Genomic DNA, 20988 nt, shown 5'->3' with positions numbered 1-20988 from the left:
TGTTGAAAACGTCAGTCGTCCGACTAGGGTGGGTGTCTCAGTCTTTGGACATCCACGACTTGGAGGGCCGGCAGTGAGCACCGAACTGCGTCGTCTGCGCAATTACATCGACGGGGAGTTCCGGGACGCCGCCGACGGACGGACCACCGAGGTGGTCAACCCCGCCACCGGCGAGGCGTACGCGACCGCGCCGCTGTCCGGGCAGGCGGACGTGGACGCCGCGATGGCGGCCGCCGCGGCGGCCTTCCCGGCGTGGCGGGACACCACCCCGGCCGAGCGGCAGAAGGCCCTGCTGAAGATCGCGGACGCCTTCGAGGAGCGGGCCGAGGAGCTCATCGCGGCGGAGGTGGAGAACACGGGCAAGCCGGTCGGGCTGACCCGCACCGAGGAGATCCCGCCGATGGTCGACCAGATCCGCTTCTTCGCCGGTGCGGCGCGGATGCTGGAGGGGCGCGGCGCCGGCGAGTACATGGAGGGGCTGACCTCCTTCGTGCGCCGCGAGCCGATCGGTGTCTGCGCGCAGGTCGCGCCGTGGAACTACCCGATGATGATGGCGGTGTGGAAGTTCGCCCCGGCGCTCGCGGCCGGCAACACGGTGGTGCTCAAGCCCTCCGACACCACCCCGGCCTCCACCGTCCTGATCGCCGAGATCATCGGCTCGGTGCTGCCCAAGGGCGTCTTCAACGTCCTCTGCGGCGACCGTGACACCGGCCGCCTGATGGTCGAGCACCCGACGCCCGCGATGGCCTCCATCACCGGTTCGGTGCGGGCCGGCATGTCGGTCGCCGAGTCGGCGTCGAAGGACCTCAAGCGGGTCCACCTGGAGCTGGGCGGCAAGGCGCCGGTCGTGGTCTTCGACGACGTCGACATCGCCAAGGCCGTCGAGGACATCTCCGTGGCGGGTTTCTTCAACGCCGGGCAGGACTGTACGGCGGCCACCCGGGTGCTGGTGCAGGAGTCGATCCACGACGAGTTCGTCGCCGCGCTCGCCAGGGCCGCGTCCGAGACGAAGACCGGGCAGCCGGACGACGAGGACGTGCTCTACGGGCCGCTGAACAACCCCGACCAGCTCAAGCAGGTCGCCGGGTTCATCGAGCGGCTGCCCGCCCACGCCAAGGTCGAGGCCGGCGGCCACCGGGTCGGCGACAAGGGGTACTTCTACGCGCCGACCGTCGTCTCGGGCCTGAAGCAGGACGACGAGATCGTGCAGCGGGAGGTCTTCGGACCGGTCATCACCGTGCAGTCCTTCCGGGACGAGGAGCAGGCGGTGGAGTGGGCCAACGGCGTGGAGTACGCGCTGGCCTCCTCGGTGTGGACCAAGGACCACGGGAGGGCCATGCGGCTGTCCCGGCGGCTGGACTTCGGCTGCGTGTGGATCAACACGCACATCCCGCTGGTCGCCGAGATGCCGCACGGCGGGTTCAAGAAGTCCGGCTACGGCAAGGACCTGTCCGCGTACGGCTTCGACGACTACACGCGGATCAAGCACGTGATGACGTCGCTGGACGTCTGACGGGCGGGTGCCCGTTCCGCGGGGGGCCGGTGGACCCGGCGTCCCGCGGACCGGGCCGTGCCGGGCGTCACCCGGCCGGCTCGGCGCCCGGGCCGGCCGGAGCCGGAGCGCGGTGCTCGGTTGAAGGGTGAACCTGCGGCGTGTCGCCGTGCGCCCGGTCCCGGCTACCGCTCCGCGGAGGCGGCCACGCGTCCCTTCGTGAGCGTCCGCCCGCGCACCGCGCACAGGACGTCGACGCGGTTGGTGGTGATCGAGTCGACGCCCAGGCCGATCAGCCGGCGCATGGAGCGGCCGGTGTCGGGTGTCCACACCGACAGCGCGTACCCGTCGCCGTGGACCCGCTCGGCCAGCGCCCGGTCCACCAGCCCGAAACGGTAGTTGAGCCAGCGCGGCCGGACCGCGGCCAGCAGCGCGGGACGCGGCGGGGCCACCGTCGTCCAGGTCAGCGCGATCTCGGCGGCCGGGTCGGCCGCGCGGACCGCGAGCATGGCGGCGGCGCCCGCGCAGTAGTACGCGCGGTCACCGGCGCCGCACCCGCGCACCACCTCCACGATCCGGCGCACCGCCCGGTCGCCGGGCGCACCGGGCAGGTCCAGCATCACCCGGTGCCCCTCGGTCGCGGCCAGCGCCTCGGCCAGCGTCGGCACCCCGCCGTCCGTCAGCTCCCGCACCTCGGCGGCCGACAGCGCCGCCACCGGCCGGTCCCGCTCCCACAGCCGCGTCAGCGTCGCGTCGTGCAGCAGCACGGGCACCCCGTCCCGGGTCAGCCGTACGTCGATCTCCACCGCGTCGGCGCCGTGGCGCAGCGCGGAACGCAGCGAGCCGAGCGTGTTCTCGCGGACGCGGTACGGGTCGCCCCGGTGCGCGACGGCGGTCACGGGGGCCGTGGGGGAGGGGACCGCGGTGGTCGAGGCGGTCGGGCCGGTCGGGTCGGTCGGGTCGGTCATGGGGGCGGGGTCTCCGGATCTCGCGGGCGGCGGTGGCTCAGCGGGTGAGCCAGGCCATGGTGTAGGCGTCGATCTCGTCCGCGATACGGGCCTGGCCCGGCCCGTCGAGGAAGGACGCGCGCACCGCGTTCTTCGCCAGGTCGGCCAGGCCGCGCTCGTCCAGGTCCAGCAGCCGGGCGGCGACCGCGTACTCGTTGTTCAGGTCGGTGCCGAACATCGGCGGGTCGTCGGAGTTGACCGTCACCAGCACCCCGGCACGCACGAACTCCCTGATCGGGTGCTCGTCCAGGGAGCGGACCGCGCGGGTGGCGATGTTGGAGGTCGGGCACACCTCCAGCGGCACGCGGTGCTCGGCGAGGTGGGCGAGGAGCTTCGGGTCCTGGGCGGAACTGGTGCCGTGCCCGATGCGTTCGGCGCGCAGGTGGGTCAGCGCGTCCCAGACCGTCTCCGGGCCGGTGGTCTCGCCGGCGTGCGGCACCGAGCGCAGCCCGGCGGCGATCGCCCGGTCGAAGTACGGCTTGAACTGCGGGCGGGGCACGCCGATCTCCGGGCCGCCCAGCCCGAAGGAGACCAGTCCCTCGGGGCGGACGCGGTCGTCGGTGGCGAGCCTGGTGGTCTCCTCGGCAGCCTCCAGACCGGCCTCGCCGGGAATGTCGAAGCACCAGCGCAGTACGGTCCCGAACTCCGCCTCCGCCGCCTTGCGGGCGTCCTCGATCGCCTCCATGAAGCCGCGCTCGTCGATGCCGCGCCGGGTGGAGGAGAAGGGGGTGAGGGTCAGCTCGGCGTACCGGACCTGCTGGCGGGCCAGTTCCCGGGCCACCTCGTACGTCAGCAGCCGGACGTCCTCCGGGGTGCGGATGAGGTCGACCACGGACAGGTACACCTGGATGAAGTGGGCGAAGTCCGTGAACGTGAAGTAGTCGACCAGGGCCTCGGGGTCGCTGGGGACCGCGGAGTCGGGGTGGCGGGCGGCCAGTTCGGCGACGATCCGGGGGGAGGCGGAGCCCACGTGGTGGACGTGCAGCTCGGCCTTGGGGAGCCCGGCGATGAAGGCACGCAGATCGCGGGGGACACCGGGCGCGACGAGGTGCTCCGGGTTCTCCGGGCGTCCGGTGGGCGCGGAGTGCTCACGGCGCTCGCCGTGTGCGATGTGCTCGGTCAAGGGGTCCTCCCCACAACGGGGCGCCCACCGGCCGGATGGGGCCGGCGGGGCGCGGGTGATCGGCTGATCGGTGACTCGGGGTCATCGTAGGCCGGGGGCCCGCCGAGCTGGGACCCGCCGTAGCATGACGGCACGTTTCGAACAGAGGGGGACCCGCGCATGTCCGACGACGCGCAGACGCCGGAAGCCGGTGCGCACCGACCGGGGCCCGCGCCGTCCGGGGCGGGGGGCGAGGACGCGGTGGGTACCGGGGTGCCCGGGGTCGGGCAGATACCGGCGGGTCCCCGGCTGACCGAGGGGTCGACGGCACGGGGGGCAGGGGAAGGCTCCGGTGGCGCGGCGGGCCCGGCGGCCGGGCGGGGCTCCGATGGCGCGGCGGGCCCGGGGGCCGGGGCCGGGCGGGTGCCGACGGGGCCCCGGCTGACCAAGGGACCTGCGGGCCCGGGGCAGGGTTCAGGTGGCGCGGCGGGTCAGGGACTCGCCGAGGGTCCGGCGAGCCAGGGAGCCGGGGAAGGCTCCGGTGGCACGGCGGACCGGGCGCCCCGCGAGGGTTCCGGCGGCGGGCTGTGGCCGCCGCCCGTCAACGAGGGCCCCGGCGCTTCCGACGGCGCCACGCAGGTCGTCGTGCCCGAGGCCGTCGCGGACGCCGTACCGGAGACGCCCCCGGCCGCGTGGCCCGCGCCGTCCGTGCCCGAGGCCGACCACCAGACGGTCACCTCCATACCCACCCTGGGCGACCAGGCCGCTGCCTCGGCCCTACCGCCCGCCTCCGCGACCGTACCCACGCCGGGTGGGCCCGCCCCCTCGGCGTTCGCGCCGCCGTCCCCCCGGCCCGCCCCCTCGGCGTCCACGCTCCCGCCCGCCCGGCCCGCCCCCTCCGCGTCCACGCCACCGCCCGCCCAGCCCTGGGCGGCACCGTCCGCCACCCCGGTCGGCCCGGGCGGCGCGGGCACCGCCGATCCCTTCGCCCCGCCGGGCAGCGGCACCGGGGCTCCCGCCGCCCCCGCCAACCCCTTCGCCCCGCCGAGTGCCGGGACCCCGGCCGGTGGCGCCCCCGCCAATCCCTTCGCCCCGCCGAGTGCCGGGACCCCGGCCGGTGGCGCCCCCGCCAACCCCTTCGCCCCGCCCGGTCCCGCCGCCCCGGCCCCGCACGGGCACGCCGTGCCGCCGCCGCCCCTCGCCCCCGACGGGCCCGGCCGGGTCCCCTACGGCTACCCCGGTACCCCCGCGTACGGGTATCCCGGGCACGCCGGCGGCTACGGCGGCGGCCCGCAGCCGTACGGCTCGTACGGCTGGGCGGGGGCGGGGCCGGTGCCGCCCCGGAACGGGATGGGCACCGCCGGTCTCGTCCTCGGCATCATCGCGGCCGTCGGCTTCTGCATGTGGCCGGTCGCCATCCTGGCCGGCCTCCTCGGCGTCATCTTCGGCGTGGTCGGCCGGGTGCGGGCCCGCAAGGGCGAGGCCACCAACTCCGGGCAGGCGCTGGCCGGCATCATCTGCGGGGCGTTCGGCCTCGCCCTGGCCCTCGGCCTCGGCATCCTGCTGATCGTGAACGCCTAGTCCCCCCGGGGCCTGCCCCGGTCGACGCCGTCGTGCCGTGCGCCCGGCCCCTCACAGCGCCCCTCACACCGCCCCGCGCAGCACCCCCCGTGCCGCCATCAGCGCGAAGCCGAGCAGATTGGGCCCCCGCCACCGCGCCGGGTCGGTGGCCGCCGGGTCGTCCGCGGCGCGGCCGATGCCCCACACCCGGTCCACGGGACTGGCCTCCACCAGGACCCGCTCGCCCGTGCCCAGCAGGAAGGCCCGCAGCGCCGCGTCGGACGCGAACTTGTGCGCGCTGCCCTCGACGACGATCCGGAACCTCTCCCGCTCCCACACCTCCTCGTCGAATCCCCGCACCAGCCGCCCGGCCTTCTTCGCCTCGGCCGGATGCCCCGCCGCCAGCACCCGGCGCTCCGCCTCCGCGTCCCGGAACAGACGGGCCTTGGCCGCCATCATCCAGTGCTCGGCGGTCGCGTACTCCACCCCGTCCACCGTGAACGGCGACGGCCACCACTGGCTCAGACAGCCCGCGCCGATCCTGCCGTCCGGCGGCGGCCGGTGCCCCCAGAAGAAGAGGTACCTCACCCGCGTCCCCGCCCGTACCGCCGCGAGCACCGCCTCCCTGCTGTCCGGCACCGCGGCCCCCGCTCCCGCCGCCGTCTCCCCGCCCGCCACAGCCCCCGTTCCCGCCGCCGTCCCCGTTCCCGCCGCTGCCGTCATGCTCGTCCGCGCCTTCACTCCCACCCCGTCCTCTCCCGTCCTCTCCCGTGCCCTCCCGTGCTCTGCCCCCATGCACGCCACTGTGGCACGCACCACTGACACTCCGTCCCGGCTTTTCCACGGTCACTCGACACTCGGTCGACAGATTCCGTCGCGTAACCAAAAGGCAACAACGGAATCACTTGTTGGAGGTGGGAGGCTCTGTCAGGATCGGCACTCCCATCGAGTTCGAGCCACGCCGGACCCCGTCACGGGGACACCGAGGAGAGCCGACATGCACCGACCGGACCACCGTCGGGACCCCCACCGGGACCCCCGTCCGGGCACGGCCCAGCAGGACCGTTTCCCCGCCGCGGACCGCTTCGCGGACGGCGCCCAGTACATCGCGGGCCGCCTCGCGTGCGGCACCTCCGGCCGTACGCACACCGTCGTCGACCCGGCGACCGGCGCCGGGGTCCTCACGTACGAACTGGCCGGGACGGACGACGTGGACGCCGCCGTCGCCGCCGCCCGCGCCGCCTTCCCCGGCTGGGCGGGCGCCACCCCGGGCGAACGCTCCGACGCCCTGCACCGGTTCGCCGCCGTCCTCGGCGCCCAAGCCGAGGACCTGGCCCGCGCCGAGTCCCTCCAGTGCGGCAAACCCCTCAAGCTGACCCGCGAGTTCGACGTGCCGGGGACCGTCGACAACACGGCGTTCTTCGCGGGCGCGGCCCGCCACCTCCAGGGACAGTCGGCCGGCGAGTACTCCGGCGACCACACCTCGTACGTGCGGCGCGAGCCCATCGGTGTCGTCGGCTCGATCGCCCCCTGGAACTACCCGCTCCAGATGGCCGCCTGGAAGATCCTCCCGGCGATCGCCGCGGGCAACACCATCGTGCTCAAGCCCGCCGAACTCACCCCGCTCACCTCGCTGATGTTCGCACGGGCGGCGACCGAGGCGGGCCTGCCGGACGGGGTGGTCAACATCGTGACCGGCGCCGGACGCGAGGCCGGTGAGCACCTCGTCGGGCACCCCGACGTCGCCATGACCTCCTTCACGGGCTCCACCGCCGTCGGCCGGCGCGTCGCCGGCATCGCCACCGCCACCGTCAAGCGCCTCCACCTCGAACTCGGCGGCAAGGCCCCGTTCGTGGTCTTCGACGACGCCGACCTGGAGGCCGCCGCGCACGGCGCGGTCGCGGGCGCCCTCATCAACACCGGCCAGGACTGCACCGCCGCCACCCGCGCGTATGTGCAGCGCCCGCTGTACGAGGCCTTCGTGGAGCGGACCGCCGCCCTCATGGAGACCGTCCGGCTCGGCGACCCCTTCGCCCCCGGCACCGACCTCGGGCCGCTGGTCAGCCACGCCCAGCGGGACCGGGTCGCCGGGTTCGTCGACCGGGCGCGCGGCTACGCGCGGGTGGTGACCGGCGGCGAGGCGCCCGGCGGCGACCTGAAGGACGGCGCCTACTACCGGCCCACCCTCATCACCGGCGCCGCCCAGGACAGCGAGGCCGTGCAGTCCGAGATCTTCGGCCCGGTGCTGGTCGTGCTGCCCTTCGACACCGACGACGAGGGCATCCGGCTCGCCAACGACACCCCGTACGGACTCGCGGCCTCCGCCTGGAGCCGGGACGTCTACCGCGCGCACCGCGCCACCCGCGAGATCAGGGCCGGGTGCGTGTGGGTCAACGACCACATCCCGATCATCAGCGAGATGCCGCACGGCGGGTACCGGGCGTCCGGCTTCGGCAAGGACATGTCCATGTACTCGTTCGAGGAGTACACCCAGCTCAAGCATGTCATGTTCGACAACACCGCGGTCGCCGCGAAGGACTGGCACCGCACCGTCTTCGGGGACCGGTAGTACCGGTAGCCGTCACCGCAGGCCGCCGACCACGGCCGACCGCAGCCGAAAGGGCACCCCACGTATGGAGCAGTACGAGCCCGACCGTCTCACCCCGGTCCAGCTGGCCGCCGTACGGCGCAGTGCGCGCGGCGGCCGGGCCGCCCTGACCCGCCGCTCGCTGCTGCGCGCCTCGGCCGCGGGCGCGCTCACGGCCGGCGGCGCCGCCGCGCTCGGCGCCTGCGGCATCCCCGCCGCCGGCCGCACCGAGGGCGGCACCTCCGCGACGGACCACTCGGCGAAGGAGAAGAGGCTCGCCTTCTCCAACTGGACCGAGTACATGGACGTCGACGACAGCGGGAAGACCCACCCGACCCTGGACGCGTTCACCGCGCGCACGGGCATCAAGGTCACCTACACCGAGGACATCAACGACAACAACGAGTTCTTCGGCAAGATCAAGCCCCAGCTCGCCGCCGGACAGGACACCGGGCGGGACCTGATCGTCCTCACCGACTGGCTCGCCGCGCGCCTCATCCGCCTCGGCTGGGCGCAGAAGCTCGACCCGTCGAACCTGCCGCACGCCTTCGCCAACCTCTCGCCCCAGTTCCGCACCCCCGACTGGGACCCCGGCCGTGCCTACTCCTACCCCTGGCAGGGCATCTCCACCGTCATCGCCTACAACAGGAAGGCGCTGGACGGCATCGAGGTCACGACCCTCTCCGACCTGTTGGACCACCCGAAGCTCAAGGGCCGCGTCGGTCTGCTGACCGAGATGCGCGACACCATGGGCATGGCCCTGCTCGACATGGGCAAGGACCCCGGCCGGTTCACCGACGACGACTACGACGCCGCCGTCGCCCGCCTCCAGCGGGCCGTCGACAAGGGCCAGATCCGCCGCTTCACCGGCAACGACTACACCTCCGACCTCAGCAAGGGCGACTTCGCCGCCTGCCTCGCCTGGGCCGGCGACGTCGTCCAGCTCAAGGCGGACAACCCCGACGTCGACTTCCTCATACCGGACAGCGGCTACCTCACCTCCAGCGACAACCTGCTGGTCCCCAGCAAAGCCCGGCACAAGACCAACGCCGAACGGCTCATCGACCACTACTACGAGCCGAAGGCCGCCGCCGAACTCGCCGCCTACATCAACTACGTCTGCCCCGTCGACGGAGTGAAGGACGAACTGGCGAAGATCGACCCGGACGCGGCGGCGAATCCGCTGATCCTCCCTGACCAGGCCATGCAGGCCAAGTCCCGCTCCTTCCGCTCGCTCAGCGCGAAGGAAGAGACGGACTACGAGGCCAAGTTCGCGAAGCTCACTGGGGCGTGACCACGATGACCGACGACCACGGCGGCGACGTCCGCCTCACCGGCATAGCCAAGACCTACGGCTCCTTCACCGCCGTGCACCCGCTCGACCTGACCGTCCCGCAGGGCTCCTTCTTCGCCCTGCTCGGCGCCTCCGGCTGCGGCAAGACCACCACCCTGCGCATGATCGCCGGACTGGAGGAACCCTCCGCCGGGACCGTGCGCCTCGGCGACCAGGACGTCACCCGCCTCCCCCCGTACAAGCGGCCGGTGAACACCGTCTTCCAGTCGTACGCCCTCTTCCCGCACCTCGACGTCTTCGAGAACGTCGCCTTCGGACTGCGCCGCCGTGGTATCAGGAGCGTGAAACGGCAGGTCGGCGAGATGCTCGACCTCGTCCAGCTCGGGGAGCAGGCCCGGAAGAAGCCCCACCGGCTCTCCGGCGGCCAGCAGCAGCGCGTCGCCGTCGCCCGCGCGCTGATCAACCACCCCAAGGTGCTGCTCCTCGACGAACCGCTCGGCGCCCTCGACCTCAAGCTGCGCCGCCAGATGCAACTGGAGCTCAAGCGCATCCAGACCGAGGTCGGCATCACCTTCGTGCACGTCACCCACGACCAAGAGGAGGCCATGACCATGGCCGACACGGTCGCCGTGATGAACGCCGGCCGTGTCGAACAGCTCGGCACCCCCGCCGGCCTGTACGAGAACCCGCGCACCACCTTCGTCGCCAACTTCCTCGGCACCTCCAACTTCATCGAGGCCGGGGTGGACGGCCGCAGCGGCGCGGACCTCGTGGTGAAGGCGGGCGGCGGCAGGCTCACCCTCCCCGCCGACCGGTGCGGCACCGCCCCGGCCCCCGGCGGCACGATCCTGGTCGGTGTCCGCCCGGAGAAGATCGCCCTCACCCCCGCCGCCGACGCCGGCGCGGTCCCCGAGGGCCGCAACCGCATCACCGGCACCATCAGGGACGCCAGTTTCCTCGGTGTCTCCACGCAGTACGTCATCGACAGCCCGGTCTGCCGCGACTTCGCGGTCTACGTCCAGAACGTCGAACGGGACCCCCGGCTGGTGCCCGGCGCCGAGGTCGTCCTGCACTGGAGCCCCGCCCACACCTTCGGCCTGGACGCCGCCCAGGACGCCGAGGCGGGCGTGGAAGAGGCCGCCTGATGACCGCCACCCTCACCGAGGCGCCCCCGACCGCGCCGGCGGCGGGCGAACCCCCACGCCGCCGCGGCCGCCTCACCCCGTACTGGCTGCTGCTCCCCGGCATCCTCTGGCTGATCGTCTTCTTCGCGCTGCCGATGATCTACCAGGCGTCCACCTCCGTGCAGACCGGCTCCCTGGAAGAGGGTTACAAGGTCACCTGGCACGTCGCCACCTACTGGGACGCCCTGTCCGCGTACTGGCCGCAGTTCCTGCGCTCGGTCGCCTACGCCGCCGCCGCGACCGTGCTCTGCCTGCTGCTCGGCTACCCGCTGGCGTATCTGATCGCCTTCCGCGCGGGGCGCTGGCGGAACCTGATCATGATCCTGGTGATCGCGCCGTTCTTCACCAGCTTCCTGATCCGCACCCTCGCCTGGAAGACGATCCTGGCGGACGGCGGCCCGGTCGTCGGCGCCCTGAACACCCTGCACGTCCTGGACGTCACGAGCTGGCTCGGCTGGACGGCCGGCGACCGGGTGCTCGCCACCCCGCTCGCGGTGGTCTGCGGTCTGACGTACAACTTCCTGCCGTTCATGATCCTGCCGCTGTACACCTCCCTGGAGCGGATCGACGGGCGGCTGCACGAGGCCGCCGGGGACCTGTACGCCACGCCCTTCACGACCTTCCGGAAGGTCACCTTCCCGCTGTCGACGCCGGGCGTGGTCTCCGGCACCCTGCTGACCTTCATCCCGGCCACCGGCGACTACGTCAACGCCGACCTGCTCGGCTCCACCGACACCCGTATGGTCGGCAATGTCATCCAGACCCAGTTCCTGCGGGTCCTGGACTATCCGACGGCCGCCGCGCTCTCCTTCATCCTGATGGCCGCGATCCTCGTCATGGTCACGCTCTACATCCGTAAATCCGGCACGGAGGACCTGGTGTGATGACGCCCTTCGTCACCTGGCTCAAGCGCAATCTGGTCGTCCTCGCCGGACTGCTGACGCTCGCCTATCTCCTGCTGCCGAACATCGTCGTCACGGTGTTCTCCTTCAACCGGCCGGCCGGCCGTTTCAATTACGAATGGCAGGAATTCTCGACGGACGCCTGGCAGGACCCGTGCGGAGTCGCCGACCTGTGCGGCTCCCTCACCCTCAGCCTCCGGATCGCCTTCTGGGCGACGCTCGGCGCGACCGCGCTGGGCACCGCGATCGCCTTCGCGCTGGTCCGCTACCGCTTCCGGGCGCGCGGCGCCGTCAACTCGCTGATCTTCCTGCCGATGGCGATGCCGGAGGTCGTCATGGCCGCCTCGCTGCTCACCCTGTTCCTCAACATGGGCGCGCGGCTCGGTTTCTGGACGATCCTCATCGCCCACATCATGTTCTGCCTGAGTTTCGTCGTGACGGCCGTGAAGGCCCGCGTCATGTCGATGGACCCCACACTGGAACAGGCCGCCCAGGACCTCTACGCCGGCCCTTTCCAGACCTTCCTCCGGGTCACCCTGCCCATCGCCGCCCCCGGCATAGCGGCCGGGGCGCTGCTGGCCTTCGCGCTCTCCTTCGACGATTTCATCATCACCAATTTCAACGCGGGCTCGACCGTCACCTTCCCCATGTTCGTCTGGGGCTCGGCACAGCGCGGCACGCCCGTACAGATCAACGTCATCGGGACGGCCATGTTCGCCGTCGCCGTCCTGCTCGTCCTCGTCTCGATGGCCGCCGGCCGTCGCCGGACCCGACCGAAAGCATGATTCCGTAGGGAGTTGACATCATGGCCCCGAGCGCCATGACCCGTTGGACCACGTCTCTTTCCGACGCCCAGCCGGTGCCGTACTGGCTGGACGACCCCGGCCGCCCCCGCGCCGAGTCCGCCCTCACCGGTGCCGAGACCTGCGACCTGCTGGTCGTCGGCGGCGGCTACAGCGGGCTGTGGACCGCGCTGCTCGCCAAGGAACGCGACCCCGGCCGGGACGTCGTCCTGGTGGAGGGCCGGGAGACGGGCTGGGCCGCCTCCGGCCGCAACGGCGGCTTCTGCGCCGCCTCCCTCACCCACGGCCTGGCCAACGGACTCGCCCGCTGGCCCGGCGAGATCCACACGCTGGAGGAGCTGGGCGCCCGCAACCTCGACGCCATCGAGGAGGCCGTCACCCGGTACTCCCTGGACTGCGACTTCGAGCGCACCGGCGAGATCGACCTCGCCACCGAGCCCTACCAGGAACGCGAACTGAGGGACTGGTACGAGGAGATCCACCGCGCGGGCCTCGCCGACGGCATCACGTACCTCGACGCCGACGCCGTACGGGAACAGGTCGCCTCCCCCACCTTCCGGGCCGGCCTGTACGACCGCCGGGGCGTCGCCCTGCTCAACCCCGCGCGGCTCGCCTGGGGCCTGAAGCGGGCCTGCCTCGCCCTCGGCGTCCGGGTCTACGAGCACACCCCCGCGCTCACCCTCCGGCCGTACGGCGCCGGGATGGCCGTCCGCACCCCGTACGGCTCGGTCCGCGCCCGCGCGGTCGCCCTCGGCACCAACGTCTTCCCCAGCCTGGTCCGCCGGACCCGCGCCTACACCGTCCCCGTCTACGACTACGCCCTGATGACCGAGCCGCTCACCGAGGCGCAGCTCGCCTCGGTCGGCTGGCGGGGCCGCCAGGGCCTGGCCGACAGCGCCAACCAGTTCCACTACTTCCGGCTCTCCGCCGACAACCGCGTCCTGTGGGGCGGCTACGACGCGGTCCACCACTACGGCGGCCGGGTCCGCGCCGAGTACGACGACCGGCCCGCGACCCACGCGAGGCTCGCCGCGCACTTCTTCACCTGCTTCCCGCAGCTGGAGGGCGTCCGCTTCACCCACGCCTGGGGCGGGGCCATCGACACCTGCTCCCGCTTCTCGGCGTTCTTCGGCACCGCCCACCGGGGCCGGGTCGCCTACGCCGCCGGGTACACCGGCCTCGGCGTCGGCGCGACCCGGTTCGGCGCCGAGGTGATGCTCGACCTGCTGGCGGGGGAGCGGACCGAGCGGACCGAGCTGGAGATGGTCCGCCGCAAGCCGCTGCCGTTCCCGCCCGAGCCGTTCGCCTGGACCGGGATCGCGCTGACCAAGTGGTCGCTGGCCCGCGCGGACGCCCACGACGGCCGGCGCAACCTGTGGCTGCGGACGCTGGACCGGTTCGGGCTCGGCTTCGACAGCTAGGGCCGGTCGTTCGGATCACGCCGCGGACGCGGGGCCTGGTGCGCGCACCTGCCGCGTTGTCGTCACTCGCCGGCGCTCCGCGGCGGCTCCCTCCTCCGCATCGCATCCGCACGCACCAGGCCCCGCTCACCGGCGCGAGGAAGACGCAGACGATTCCCCGCGACCTGATCGAACGACAGGCCCTGGTCCGTGCCCGGCACGCGGGGGAGTGCGCGCCGGTGGCCCCGGCTGTGACCCGCTTCACCCCCGCGGGGTGCCGCGACCCGCGTAATGCCCGGCGGGTGACCTCCCTCTCTCCCGTGACGCACCCGCGTCCACGAAGAGAAGAGGGAGGTCTTCACATGCCTGGGGCGAAGACGGCGGCGGAGTGGCTGGCAGCTGTGGCACCGGACCCGGAGGTCTGCCGTCTGGAGTGGGAGCGCAACCCCTTGGGGACCGCCCTGCTGCCGGCCGGGCGGGCCTGGGACGTCCTCATCCTGCCGGGCCGGCTCGGCTACCCCACCCTCGACGTCCTGACCCGGGTCCTGGACCGGCCCGGCCCGGTGCTCGCCGACTTCGGCGACGCCCGCGTCGGGTTCCTGGTGCCGCCGGGCACCGCGGCGCGCTGGCTCGGCACCGGGGTGCGCACGGCCGGGGCCGGCACCTGGATCGTCGTGCCCCACCCCGGCCGGCTCCCGTCCGGCGGTGTGCGCTGGCTGATCCCGCCGGACGGCTCCGGCACCCTCACCGACCCGGCCCTGCTGGAACTGGCGATGCACGAGGCGGTGGCCGGGCCGGCGGGAGGGGAGGGGCGCTGGAGGGGATAGAGGCGGGCGGACCTCGCCTCAGCGGGGCCCGCGGTCCTCGCGTCGGCGGGGACGGCGGTGGCCGGGCAGCAGCCGCAGGCCGCACAGGCCCGCGCCGAACAGGCACCAGCTGGCCGCGACATCCAGCGGCCAGTGGTAGCCCCGCCGGACCAGCCCGTAGGAGACGGCGAGGACGAGGACCGTACCGGCCAGGACGAGCCACCGGCGGGCGGCGGCCGGGCGCAGCAGGGGCAGCAGCACCACCACCGCCGCGCCGTAGGCGACGACGGCGGTGGCGGTGTGGCCCGAAGGGAAGTAACCGGTGCCCGGCGCCACCGCCGGGGTGCCGGGCCGGCCGGTCCAGAGCTTGAGCGGCACCACCAGCGCCGGGACCAGAGCCATCAGGGCCGCGCCGGCCACGGGCGGCAGCCACCACCGGGGCCGGCCGGCGGCCCGTCCGCGCCAGGCCGCCCAGCCCAGCGCCACGCCGAGGACGGGCACCGCCACCGGGATGTTGCCGAGGTCGGAGAGCCACTCGGAGAACCGGTCGGGGCGGACCAGGGCCCGGCTCAGCCGCTCGTCCGCCCCGATCAGCGGCCCGTCCACGCGCACCTGCCAGGTGAGCACCGCGAAGAGCGCCAGCAGCAGGCAGGGCAGGAGGAGGAAGAGGGACGGCCGCCCCGGAACAGGGGGGGTGGTTCCGGGGCGGCCGTTCGGACCGGAACGTCGCCCGCCCCGGGGGGTCTGGGGCGTGCGACCGTCCGATCGGTGAGGAGACCCGGAGCCGGAGGCTCCGGTGGTGTGCGCGAGGGCACGACCAGGCCGTAGCTGGGGAGGCCCCGGCCTGGAGTCGCCCGCAGTTCCCTGCGGACGGGGTGTATCTCTCATCTGCGTAGAACCTACGTCAGGGGGTGGGCCGGCGACAGGGACATCGGCGTCCTGCCATCCACCCCGCACACCTTCTTCACACGCTCTGCCGCTCGCGGGAGCAGGCGAGCGGCGGACGGCTCGGATGCGCGGGGCGGGCCGGGCATGGCGGGGCCCGGCGGGGACCTCAGACGCCGGCGAAGGCCTGCTCGATGATGTCGAGGCCCTCGTTCAGCAGCTCCTCGCCGATGACCAGCGGCGGCAGGAAGCGGAGCACGTTGCCGTAGGTGCCGCAGGTCAGGACCACCAGGCCGGCGGTGTGGCAGGCCTTGGCGAGCGCGGCGGCCGCCTCCGGGGCCGGCTCCTTCGTCGTACGGTCCTTGACCAGCTCCACGGCGATCATCGCGCCGCGGCCCCGGACGTCGCCGATGACGTCGAACTTCTCGGCCATGGCGGTGAGGCGTGTCTTCATGACCTCCTCGATGCGCCGGGCGGCGGCGTTGAGGTCCAGCTCCTTCATCGTCTCGATGGCGCCGAGCGCGCCCGCGCAGGCCACCGGGTTGCCACCGTAGGTGCCGCCGAGGCCGCCCGCGTGGGCGGCGTCCATGATCTCGGCGCGGCCGGTGACGGCGGCCAGCGGCAGGCCGCCCGCGATGCCCTTGGCGGTGGTGATCAGGTCGGGGACGATGCCCTCGTCCTCGCAGGCGAACCACTGGCCGGTGCGGCAGAAGCCGGACTGGATCTCGTCGGCTACGAAGACGATGCCGTGGTCGGCGGCGAACTGCCGGATCGCCGGCAGGAAGCCCTTGGCCGGCTCGATGAAGCCGCCCTCGCCGAGCACCGGCTCGATGATGACCGCGGCGACGTTCTCCGCGCCGACCTGCTTGGAGATCTGGTCGATCGCCTGCGCGGCGGCCTCCGGGCCGGCGTTCTCCGGGCCGGTCGGCCAGCGGTAGCCGTAGGCGACCGGGACGCGGTACACCTCGGGCGCGAACGGCCCGAAGCCGTGCTTGTACGGCATGTTCTTCGCGGTCAGCGCCATGGTGAGGTTGGTCCGGCCGTGGTAGCCGTGGTCGAAGACGACCACCGCCTGCCGCTTGGTGTACGCGCGGGCGATCTTGACGGCGTTCTCGACGGCCTCGGCGCCGCTGTTGAACAGCGCCGACTTCTTGGCGTGGTCGCCCGGCGTCAGCTCGGCCAGCGCCTCGGCGACGGCGACGTACCCCTCGTACGGCGTCACCATGAAACAGGTGTGGGTGAAGTCGGCGAGCTGCGCGGACGCCCTGCGGACGACGGCCTCGGCGGAGGCGCCGACGCTGGTCACGGCGATGCCGGAACCGAAGTCGATCAGGCGGTTGCCGTCGACGTCCTCGATGATGCCGCCGCCGGCGCGGGTGACGAAGACCGGCAGCGTGGAGCCCACGCCCCGCGCCACCGCGGCGCTGCGGCGAGCCTGGAGCTCCTGCGACTTCGGTCCGGGGACGGCGGTGACGAGACGGCGCTCCTGCGGAAGTGCGGTCATGCGGGGCTCCTGGTGGGTTTTGCGGACGCTTGCGTTCTTTTCCCGCAGGCTAGGTGCGGACGGCGGAGCGGGGCATGCTCCATGTGGGCGGTGTCGGCCGGTCCGATTGTCCGCGGTGGACAGACCCCTGTCCCACCCCGGCCGCACCCACCCGGCCGCGTAAGCGGTGAACGCCCGTGCGGGGGCGTTAGATTGGCCCGCGACGACGGACGGAACGGCTGGTCAGGGGGCAGGGCGATGGATGGCGACGGGAAGCGGGAGACGTGGGCTGATCCGGTGCCGCCCCCGATGCCGCCGACGCGGCCCGCGGCACCGCCTCCGCCGCCCGGCGTACCGCCCTTCCCCGGGGGGCAGCCCCCCGTGCCGGGTGCGCCGCCGCCCGCGTCCGCCGCGCCGGGCGTGCCCCCGCAGGTGCCCCGGTCGGCGGCGTCCTCCGTCGCCGCCTGGTTCGACGCCGAACGGCCCGCCGCCCGGCCGGGGATCTGGCGGTACGGGTACCGCCCGCTCAAGGCGGCCGAGGAGAAGCTCGCCCCGGTGACGGTTGTCGGCATGCTCGTCCCGCTCGTCCTGGCGCTCGGGGTGTGGTCGTTCTGGCGGCGCGGCGTCGTCCCGTGGCAGTTCGTGCTGCTGCGCATGTTCACCCCGGACGACTGGTGGTGGGGCGGCACGAAGGCCACGCCCAAGCCGGTCGAGGGCCAGACGGTGGTGCTGCCCGGTGAGCACGCCGCGCTCGCCTACGACGGTCTCTTCTTCGTCGTCCTCGTCGTCGCGGTGGCCGTGCTGGGCAGCTGGCCCGCCATCGTCCGCCACTACGTGGGCCGCCGGCCGCAGCCGGCCCGGGCCCTGGTCTCCCTCCTCCTCGCCCTGGTCGTGCTCAGCTTCGTCTTCCCCGAGGCGTTCCCGGTGGGCTGGGACCCGGTGCCGGTCGTGGGTCCGTTGCTCTCCCTGACCGTGCTGGTCAGCGGCGGTTACGACCTGATGGCCTCGCAGCTCTACACCGACGCCCTGTACACGGTCGTCACCCTGCTCGTGCTGTGGCCGTTCGCCCGGCTCGGCGGCTGGCTGCCGTACGCGCGCCGGCTGCTCGCCGCCCGCCGCCCCGCCGAGGACGCCGGCCCCCACGCCCCGGAGCGCCCCCGCTCCCAGTGGCCCGCCCTGCGCGACAGCGGCCAGCACGAGGCCGCCGAACTGCTCACCGCCGAGGTCGCCGGCGGGCGGATGAACGATGTCGACTGCACCCGCGTCGAGCACGCCTTCCACGCCGCCCGTGGCGGAGCAGGCCTCGCCGCGTTCCGCGACACCGTGCTGCGGTACGGCGGCGCCGCCTGGACCCACCCGTCCGGCGCCCGAGACCTGCCCCACCGCGCCGCCCGCCACGACCTGCTCGCCGGCCAGGTCCGCATCGGTCGCTGGACGGCGGGCGAGCGCGCCCCCCAGCCCTACCACGACGCCGGGGCGGCCCTCGGCCCCGAGGTGCTCGGCACCTCCCTGCTGGCCGTCGGCCCCTCCGGGTCCGGCAAGACCCGCGCCCTCGTCGAACCGGTCACCGAGGCCCTGGCCCTCCAGGCGCTCACCGGACGCGTCGCCGTCGTCGCCGTCTCCGCACCCGGCCGTCCCCTCGGCCCGGACGGCTCCTTCGACGTGATCGTGCGCGTCGGCGACCCCTCTTCCACACACGACCTCGACCCGTACGCGGAGTCCGACGACCCCGACGAGGCCGCCGCCCTCCTCGCCGAGGCGCTGACCGGCGACCTCGACCCGGCCGGCGGGCCGGGCGCCGCCACCGCGCTGGCACAGCTGCTCGGCCCCTTCCGCGCGGTGCACGGCCGCTTCCCGGCCCTTCCGGAGCTGCGCGAACTGCTGGAGGGTGACACGGGGGCGCTGACCGCGCTGCGGGAGACGCTCACCGCGAGCGGTGACGACGTCATGGTCCGCGAACTCGACGCCCGCTTGCGGCAGACCGGCACGCCCGGCGACCCGGGCCGGGCCCTCGCCGACCGGCTCGGCCTGCTGAACCGTCCGGTCTTCGCGGACTTCTTCGGTGGGGGCGGCGCCACCCGGCCGTTCTCCCTGCGGGCCGTCGCCCACCACCCGCTGCGGGTGCGGATCGACCTGCCCGAGCACGGCCACGAGGAAGCCGGCCGGCTGATCACCCGGCTGGTCATGGCCCAGTTCCACGCCGTCGTCCAGCAGAGCGGGCGCCCCCACTTCGCCTGCCTGGTGCTGGACGACGCGACGGGCACGGTCACCGCCGGCTCGGTCCGCCGCATCCAGCGGCTGCGCGGCCAGAACGCGGGTGTGCTGCTCACGCTGCGCACCGTCGCCGACGTCCCCGAGGCCCTGCACGGGCCGCTGTACGGCGCGGTCGGCTGCCGGATGGCCTTCTGCGGCGTCACCACCTGGGACGGCAGCCGGTTCGCGCAGGCCTGGGGCACCGAGTGGGTGGAGACCACCGAGGTCGCCAAGCACACCGTCTTCGCCGACCAGCCGATGACCCGCGCCCTGCACGCCCTGCGCAAACTGGTCACCGGCAAGGCGGTGACCACGGACGCGGTGACCGTGAAGCAGGTCGAGCGTGAGCGCTGGTCCGCGTCCGAGTTGGCGCACGGGGTGCCGGCCGGGCATGCCGTGTTGTCGCTGACCACCGTCACGGGGGAGCACGCGCCGCCGCTGCTGGTGGATCTGCGGGGCTGAGCGTCCCGGCGGGGGCGGGGCGACCGTACAGTGAGTAAGAATCGATGGAGGCCGTTCATACGCGGCGGCCAAATCATCGCCGGTTGCCCATCCACCCCCGCGGAGCTGACGGACCCATGCCCCCGACCCTCGCCTCGCTGGTCCACCACACCGCGCTGAAGCTCACCGTGCGGGCGGGCGGGGACCGGCTGGACGCGCCCGTGCGCTGGGCGCACGCCAGCGAGCTGGCCGACCCCGTGCCCTACATGGAGGGCGGGGAGCTGCTGCTGATCACCGCGCTGAAGTTGGACGCCGAGGACCCGGAGGCGATGCGCCGGTATGTGAAGCGGCTGGCCGGCGCGGGGGTCGTCGGGCTCGGTTTCGCCGTCGGGGTGCACTACGAGGACATCCCGGACGCCCTCGTCGACGCCGCCGAGCAGGAGGGGCTGCCGCTCATCGAGGTGCCGCGCCGCACCCCGTTCCTCGCCATCAGCAAGGCCGTCTCCGCCGCGATCGCCGCCGAGCAGTACCGGGCGGTGACCGACGGGTTCGCCGCCCAGCGCGAATTGACCAAGCGGGCCCTCGACGACGGGCCCGAGGGGCTGCTGGCCGTGCTGGCCGGGCAGGTCGACGGGTGGGCGGCGCTCTACGACGCCTCCGGCGAGGTGGTGGCCGCGGCACCCGAGTGGGCCGGCCGCCGCGCCGCGCGCCTCACCGCCGACGTACGCCGGCTGCGGGAGCGGCCCGCCCCCGCCTCCGCGGTGGTCGGCGACGGGGAGACCGACCGGGTCGAGCTGCACTCCCTCGGCACCTCCCGCCGCCCCCGCGCCGCCCTCGCCGTCGGCACCGCCGCCCCCCTCGGCACCGCCGAGCGCTACGCCCTGCACTCCGCCGTCGCGCTGCTGACCCTGACCACGGAGCGCTCCCGCTCCCTGCACGCCGCCGAGCAGCGCATCGGCACGGCCGTCCTCGCCATGCTGCTGGCCGGCGAACCCGACCACGCCAGGGCCGTCGCCGGCGACCTCTACGGTGCGCTGCTCGACGCGCCGTTCCGGCTGGTCGTCGCCGAGTCCGCCACCGCCGGCGGCGCGGCGCCCGGTGCCCTCGCCGAGGTCGTGGAGGCGGCGGCGGCCCGGGCCGGCGAGGCGGTCCTCGTCGTACCGCAGGGGGAGCGGCTGGTGGTGCTGGCCGCCGACGCGGGCGCGGCGGTCACCGCCTGTGCCGACTACGCGGCGGCCCAGGAGGCCGGCCGCACCCTGCCCGACGCCCCGGCCGGCGGCGCGGCGGAGCCCTGGGTCGCCGGACTGTCGGAGCCGTCCGGGCCGGCCGGTGCCACGGCCGCGTACCGGCAGGCCGAACAGGCGCTGTCGGTGGCCCGGCGGCGCGGCCGGGTCTGCGTGGAACACGAGCGGGTCGCGGCCGGCTCGGTGCTGCCGCTGCTCGCCGACGACGCGGTGCGCGCCTTCGCCGACGGCCTGCTGCGGGCGCTGCGGGAGCACGACGCGACCGGCCGCGGCGACCTGGTCGCCAGCCTGCGGGCGTGGCTGTCCCGGCACGGCCAGTGGGACGCCGCCGCCGCCGACCTCGGCGTCCACCGGCACACTCTGCGCTACCGGATGCGGCGCGTGGAGGAGATCCTCGGCCGTTCCCTGGACGACCCGGACGTGCGGATGGAACTGTGGCTCGCCCTCAAGGCGACCGCCCGCTGAGAGAGCCCGGCCGCGTCACCGGCCTCCCCGGACCGCGCACCTGGGCCCGGACGCGCACCTGTGCCGTCCCGTCCTACCGT

The 20988-nt window shown here is 74.0% G+C and carries 15 protein-coding genes and 1 pseudogene; 11 read left to right on the top strand and 5 right to left on the bottom strand.

Going from position 1 to position 20988, the window contains the following annotated elements; genetic code table 11:
• Positions 1–73: 73 nt before the first annotated feature.
• Positions 74–1513, top strand: a complete 1440-nt coding sequence (locus Sdagh_RS11950; protein ID WP_189419617.1) for a gamma-aminobutyraldehyde dehydrogenase — start codon at positions 74–76, stop codon at positions 1511–1513.
• Positions 1514–1677: 164 nt separating this feature from the next.
• Here Sdagh_RS11950 and Sdagh_RS11945 read toward each other — a convergent pair whose 3' ends face one another.
• Together Sdagh_RS11945 and Sdagh_RS11940 are read right to left on the bottom strand one after the other, a co-directional pair.
• A complete protein-coding gene (locus Sdagh_RS11945) occupies positions 1678–2460 on the bottom strand; it encodes a glycerophosphodiester phosphodiesterase (protein ID WP_190077407.1) in 783 nt (260 codons plus the stop codon).
• A gap of 37 nt (positions 2461–2497) precedes the next feature.
• Positions 2498–3756 (bottom strand): annotated as a pseudogene (locus tag Sdagh_RS11940) (adenosine deaminase).
• A 490-nt stretch (positions 3757–4246) separates the two neighbouring features.
• Between Sdagh_RS11940 and Sdagh_RS11935 the strand changes: the two are divergent.
• A complete protein-coding gene (locus Sdagh_RS11935; protein ID WP_226535062.1) occupies positions 4247–5182 on the top strand; it encodes a DUF4190 domain-containing protein in 936 nt (311 codons plus the stop codon).
• Between the two features lie 63 nt (positions 5183–5245).
• On the opposite strand, the gene ybiA is transcribed toward Sdagh_RS11935, so the two are convergent.
• Positions 5246–5986 (bottom strand): riboflavin biosynthesis intermediates N-glycosidase, encoded by a 741-nt coding sequence (gene ybiA, locus Sdagh_RS11930; protein WP_372478441.1) that lies wholly within the window; start codon positions 5984–5986, stop codon positions 5246–5248.
• 172 nt (positions 5987–6158) lie between these two features.
• On the opposite strand from ybiA, the gene Sdagh_RS11925 reads away from it, so the two are divergent.
• The 7 genes from Sdagh_RS11925 (at position 6159) to Sdagh_RS11895 (ending at position 14158) form a co-directional block, all read left to right on the top strand.
• Positions 6159–7730 (top strand): gamma-aminobutyraldehyde dehydrogenase, encoded by a 1572-nt coding sequence (locus Sdagh_RS11925; protein WP_190077405.1) that lies wholly within the window; start codon positions 6159–6161, stop codon positions 7728–7730.
• Between the two features lie 64 nt (positions 7731–7794).
• Complete coding sequence (locus Sdagh_RS11920) at positions 7795–9042, top strand: polyamine ABC transporter substrate-binding protein (RefSeq protein WP_189419608.1); 1248 nt, start codon at positions 7795–7797, stop codon at positions 9040–9042.
• Between the two features lie 5 nt (positions 9043–9047).
• Positions 9048–10187 (top strand): ABC transporter ATP-binding protein, encoded by a 1140-nt coding sequence (locus Sdagh_RS11915; RefSeq protein ID WP_189419937.1) that lies wholly within the window; start codon positions 9048–9050, stop codon positions 10185–10187.
• Positions 10187–11110, top strand: a complete 924-nt coding sequence (locus Sdagh_RS11910; RefSeq protein ID WP_189419606.1) for an ABC transporter permease — start codon at positions 10187–10189, stop codon at positions 11108–11110. The genes Sdagh_RS11915 and Sdagh_RS11910 overlap by 1 nt, the downstream gene beginning before the upstream one ends.
• The gene (locus tag Sdagh_RS11905; protein ID WP_189419605.1) at positions 11110–11913 is read left to right on the top strand and encodes an ABC transporter permease; all 804 of its coding nucleotides are present in this window, start codon (positions 11110–11112) and stop codon (positions 11911–11913) included. The genes Sdagh_RS11910 and Sdagh_RS11905 overlap by 1 nt, the downstream gene beginning before the upstream one ends.
• Before the next feature lie 20 nt (positions 11914–11933).
• Entirely contained in the window at positions 11934–13352 is a 1419-nt protein-coding gene (locus Sdagh_RS11900; RefSeq protein WP_190077404.1) for an NAD(P)/FAD-dependent oxidoreductase, read from the top strand.
• A gap of 341 nt (positions 13353–13693) precedes the next feature.
• Positions 13694–14158 carry a hypothetical protein gene (locus Sdagh_RS11895; protein WP_189419603.1) on the top strand — a complete coding sequence of 155 codons (465 nt, stop codon included), beginning with the start codon at positions 13694–13696 and terminating at the stop codon, positions 14156–14158.
• Between the two features lie 18 nt (positions 14159–14176).
• Here the strand turns inward: Sdagh_RS11895 and Sdagh_RS11890 are convergent, their stop codons facing one another.
• Together Sdagh_RS11890 and gabT are read right to left on the bottom strand one after the other, a co-directional pair.
• Entirely contained in the window at positions 14177–14764 is a 588-nt protein-coding gene (locus Sdagh_RS11890; protein WP_372478440.1) for a phosphatase PAP2 family protein, read from the bottom strand.
• Positions 14765–15191: 427 nt separating this feature from the next.
• A complete protein-coding gene (gene gabT, locus Sdagh_RS11885; RefSeq protein WP_189419600.1) occupies positions 15192–16526 on the bottom strand; it encodes a 4-aminobutyrate--2-oxoglutarate transaminase in 1335 nt (444 codons plus the stop codon).
• A 237-nt stretch (positions 16527–16763) separates the two neighbouring features.
• Here gabT and Sdagh_RS11880 point away from each other — a divergent pair, with 237 nt between their 5' ends.
• The gene (locus Sdagh_RS11880) at positions 16764–19220 is read left to right on the top strand and encodes a type IV secretory system conjugative DNA transfer family protein (RefSeq protein WP_372478439.1); all 2457 of its coding nucleotides are present in this window, start codon (positions 16764–16766) and stop codon (positions 19218–19220) included.
• Between the two features lie 116 nt (positions 19221–19336).
• Positions 19337–20908 (top strand): PucR family transcriptional regulator, encoded by a 1572-nt coding sequence (locus tag Sdagh_RS11875; protein WP_189419595.1) that lies wholly within the window; start codon positions 19337–19339, stop codon positions 20906–20908.
• Positions 20909–20988: the final 80 nt, after the last annotated feature.

Origin of the sequence: Streptomyces daghestanicus (assembly GCF_020521275.1) — a bacterium.
Lineage (GTDB): Bacteria > Actinomycetota > Actinomycetes > Streptomycetales > Streptomycetaceae > Streptomyces > Streptomyces griseoviridis.
This window is presented reverse-complemented; position numbering and strand designations above follow the sequence as displayed.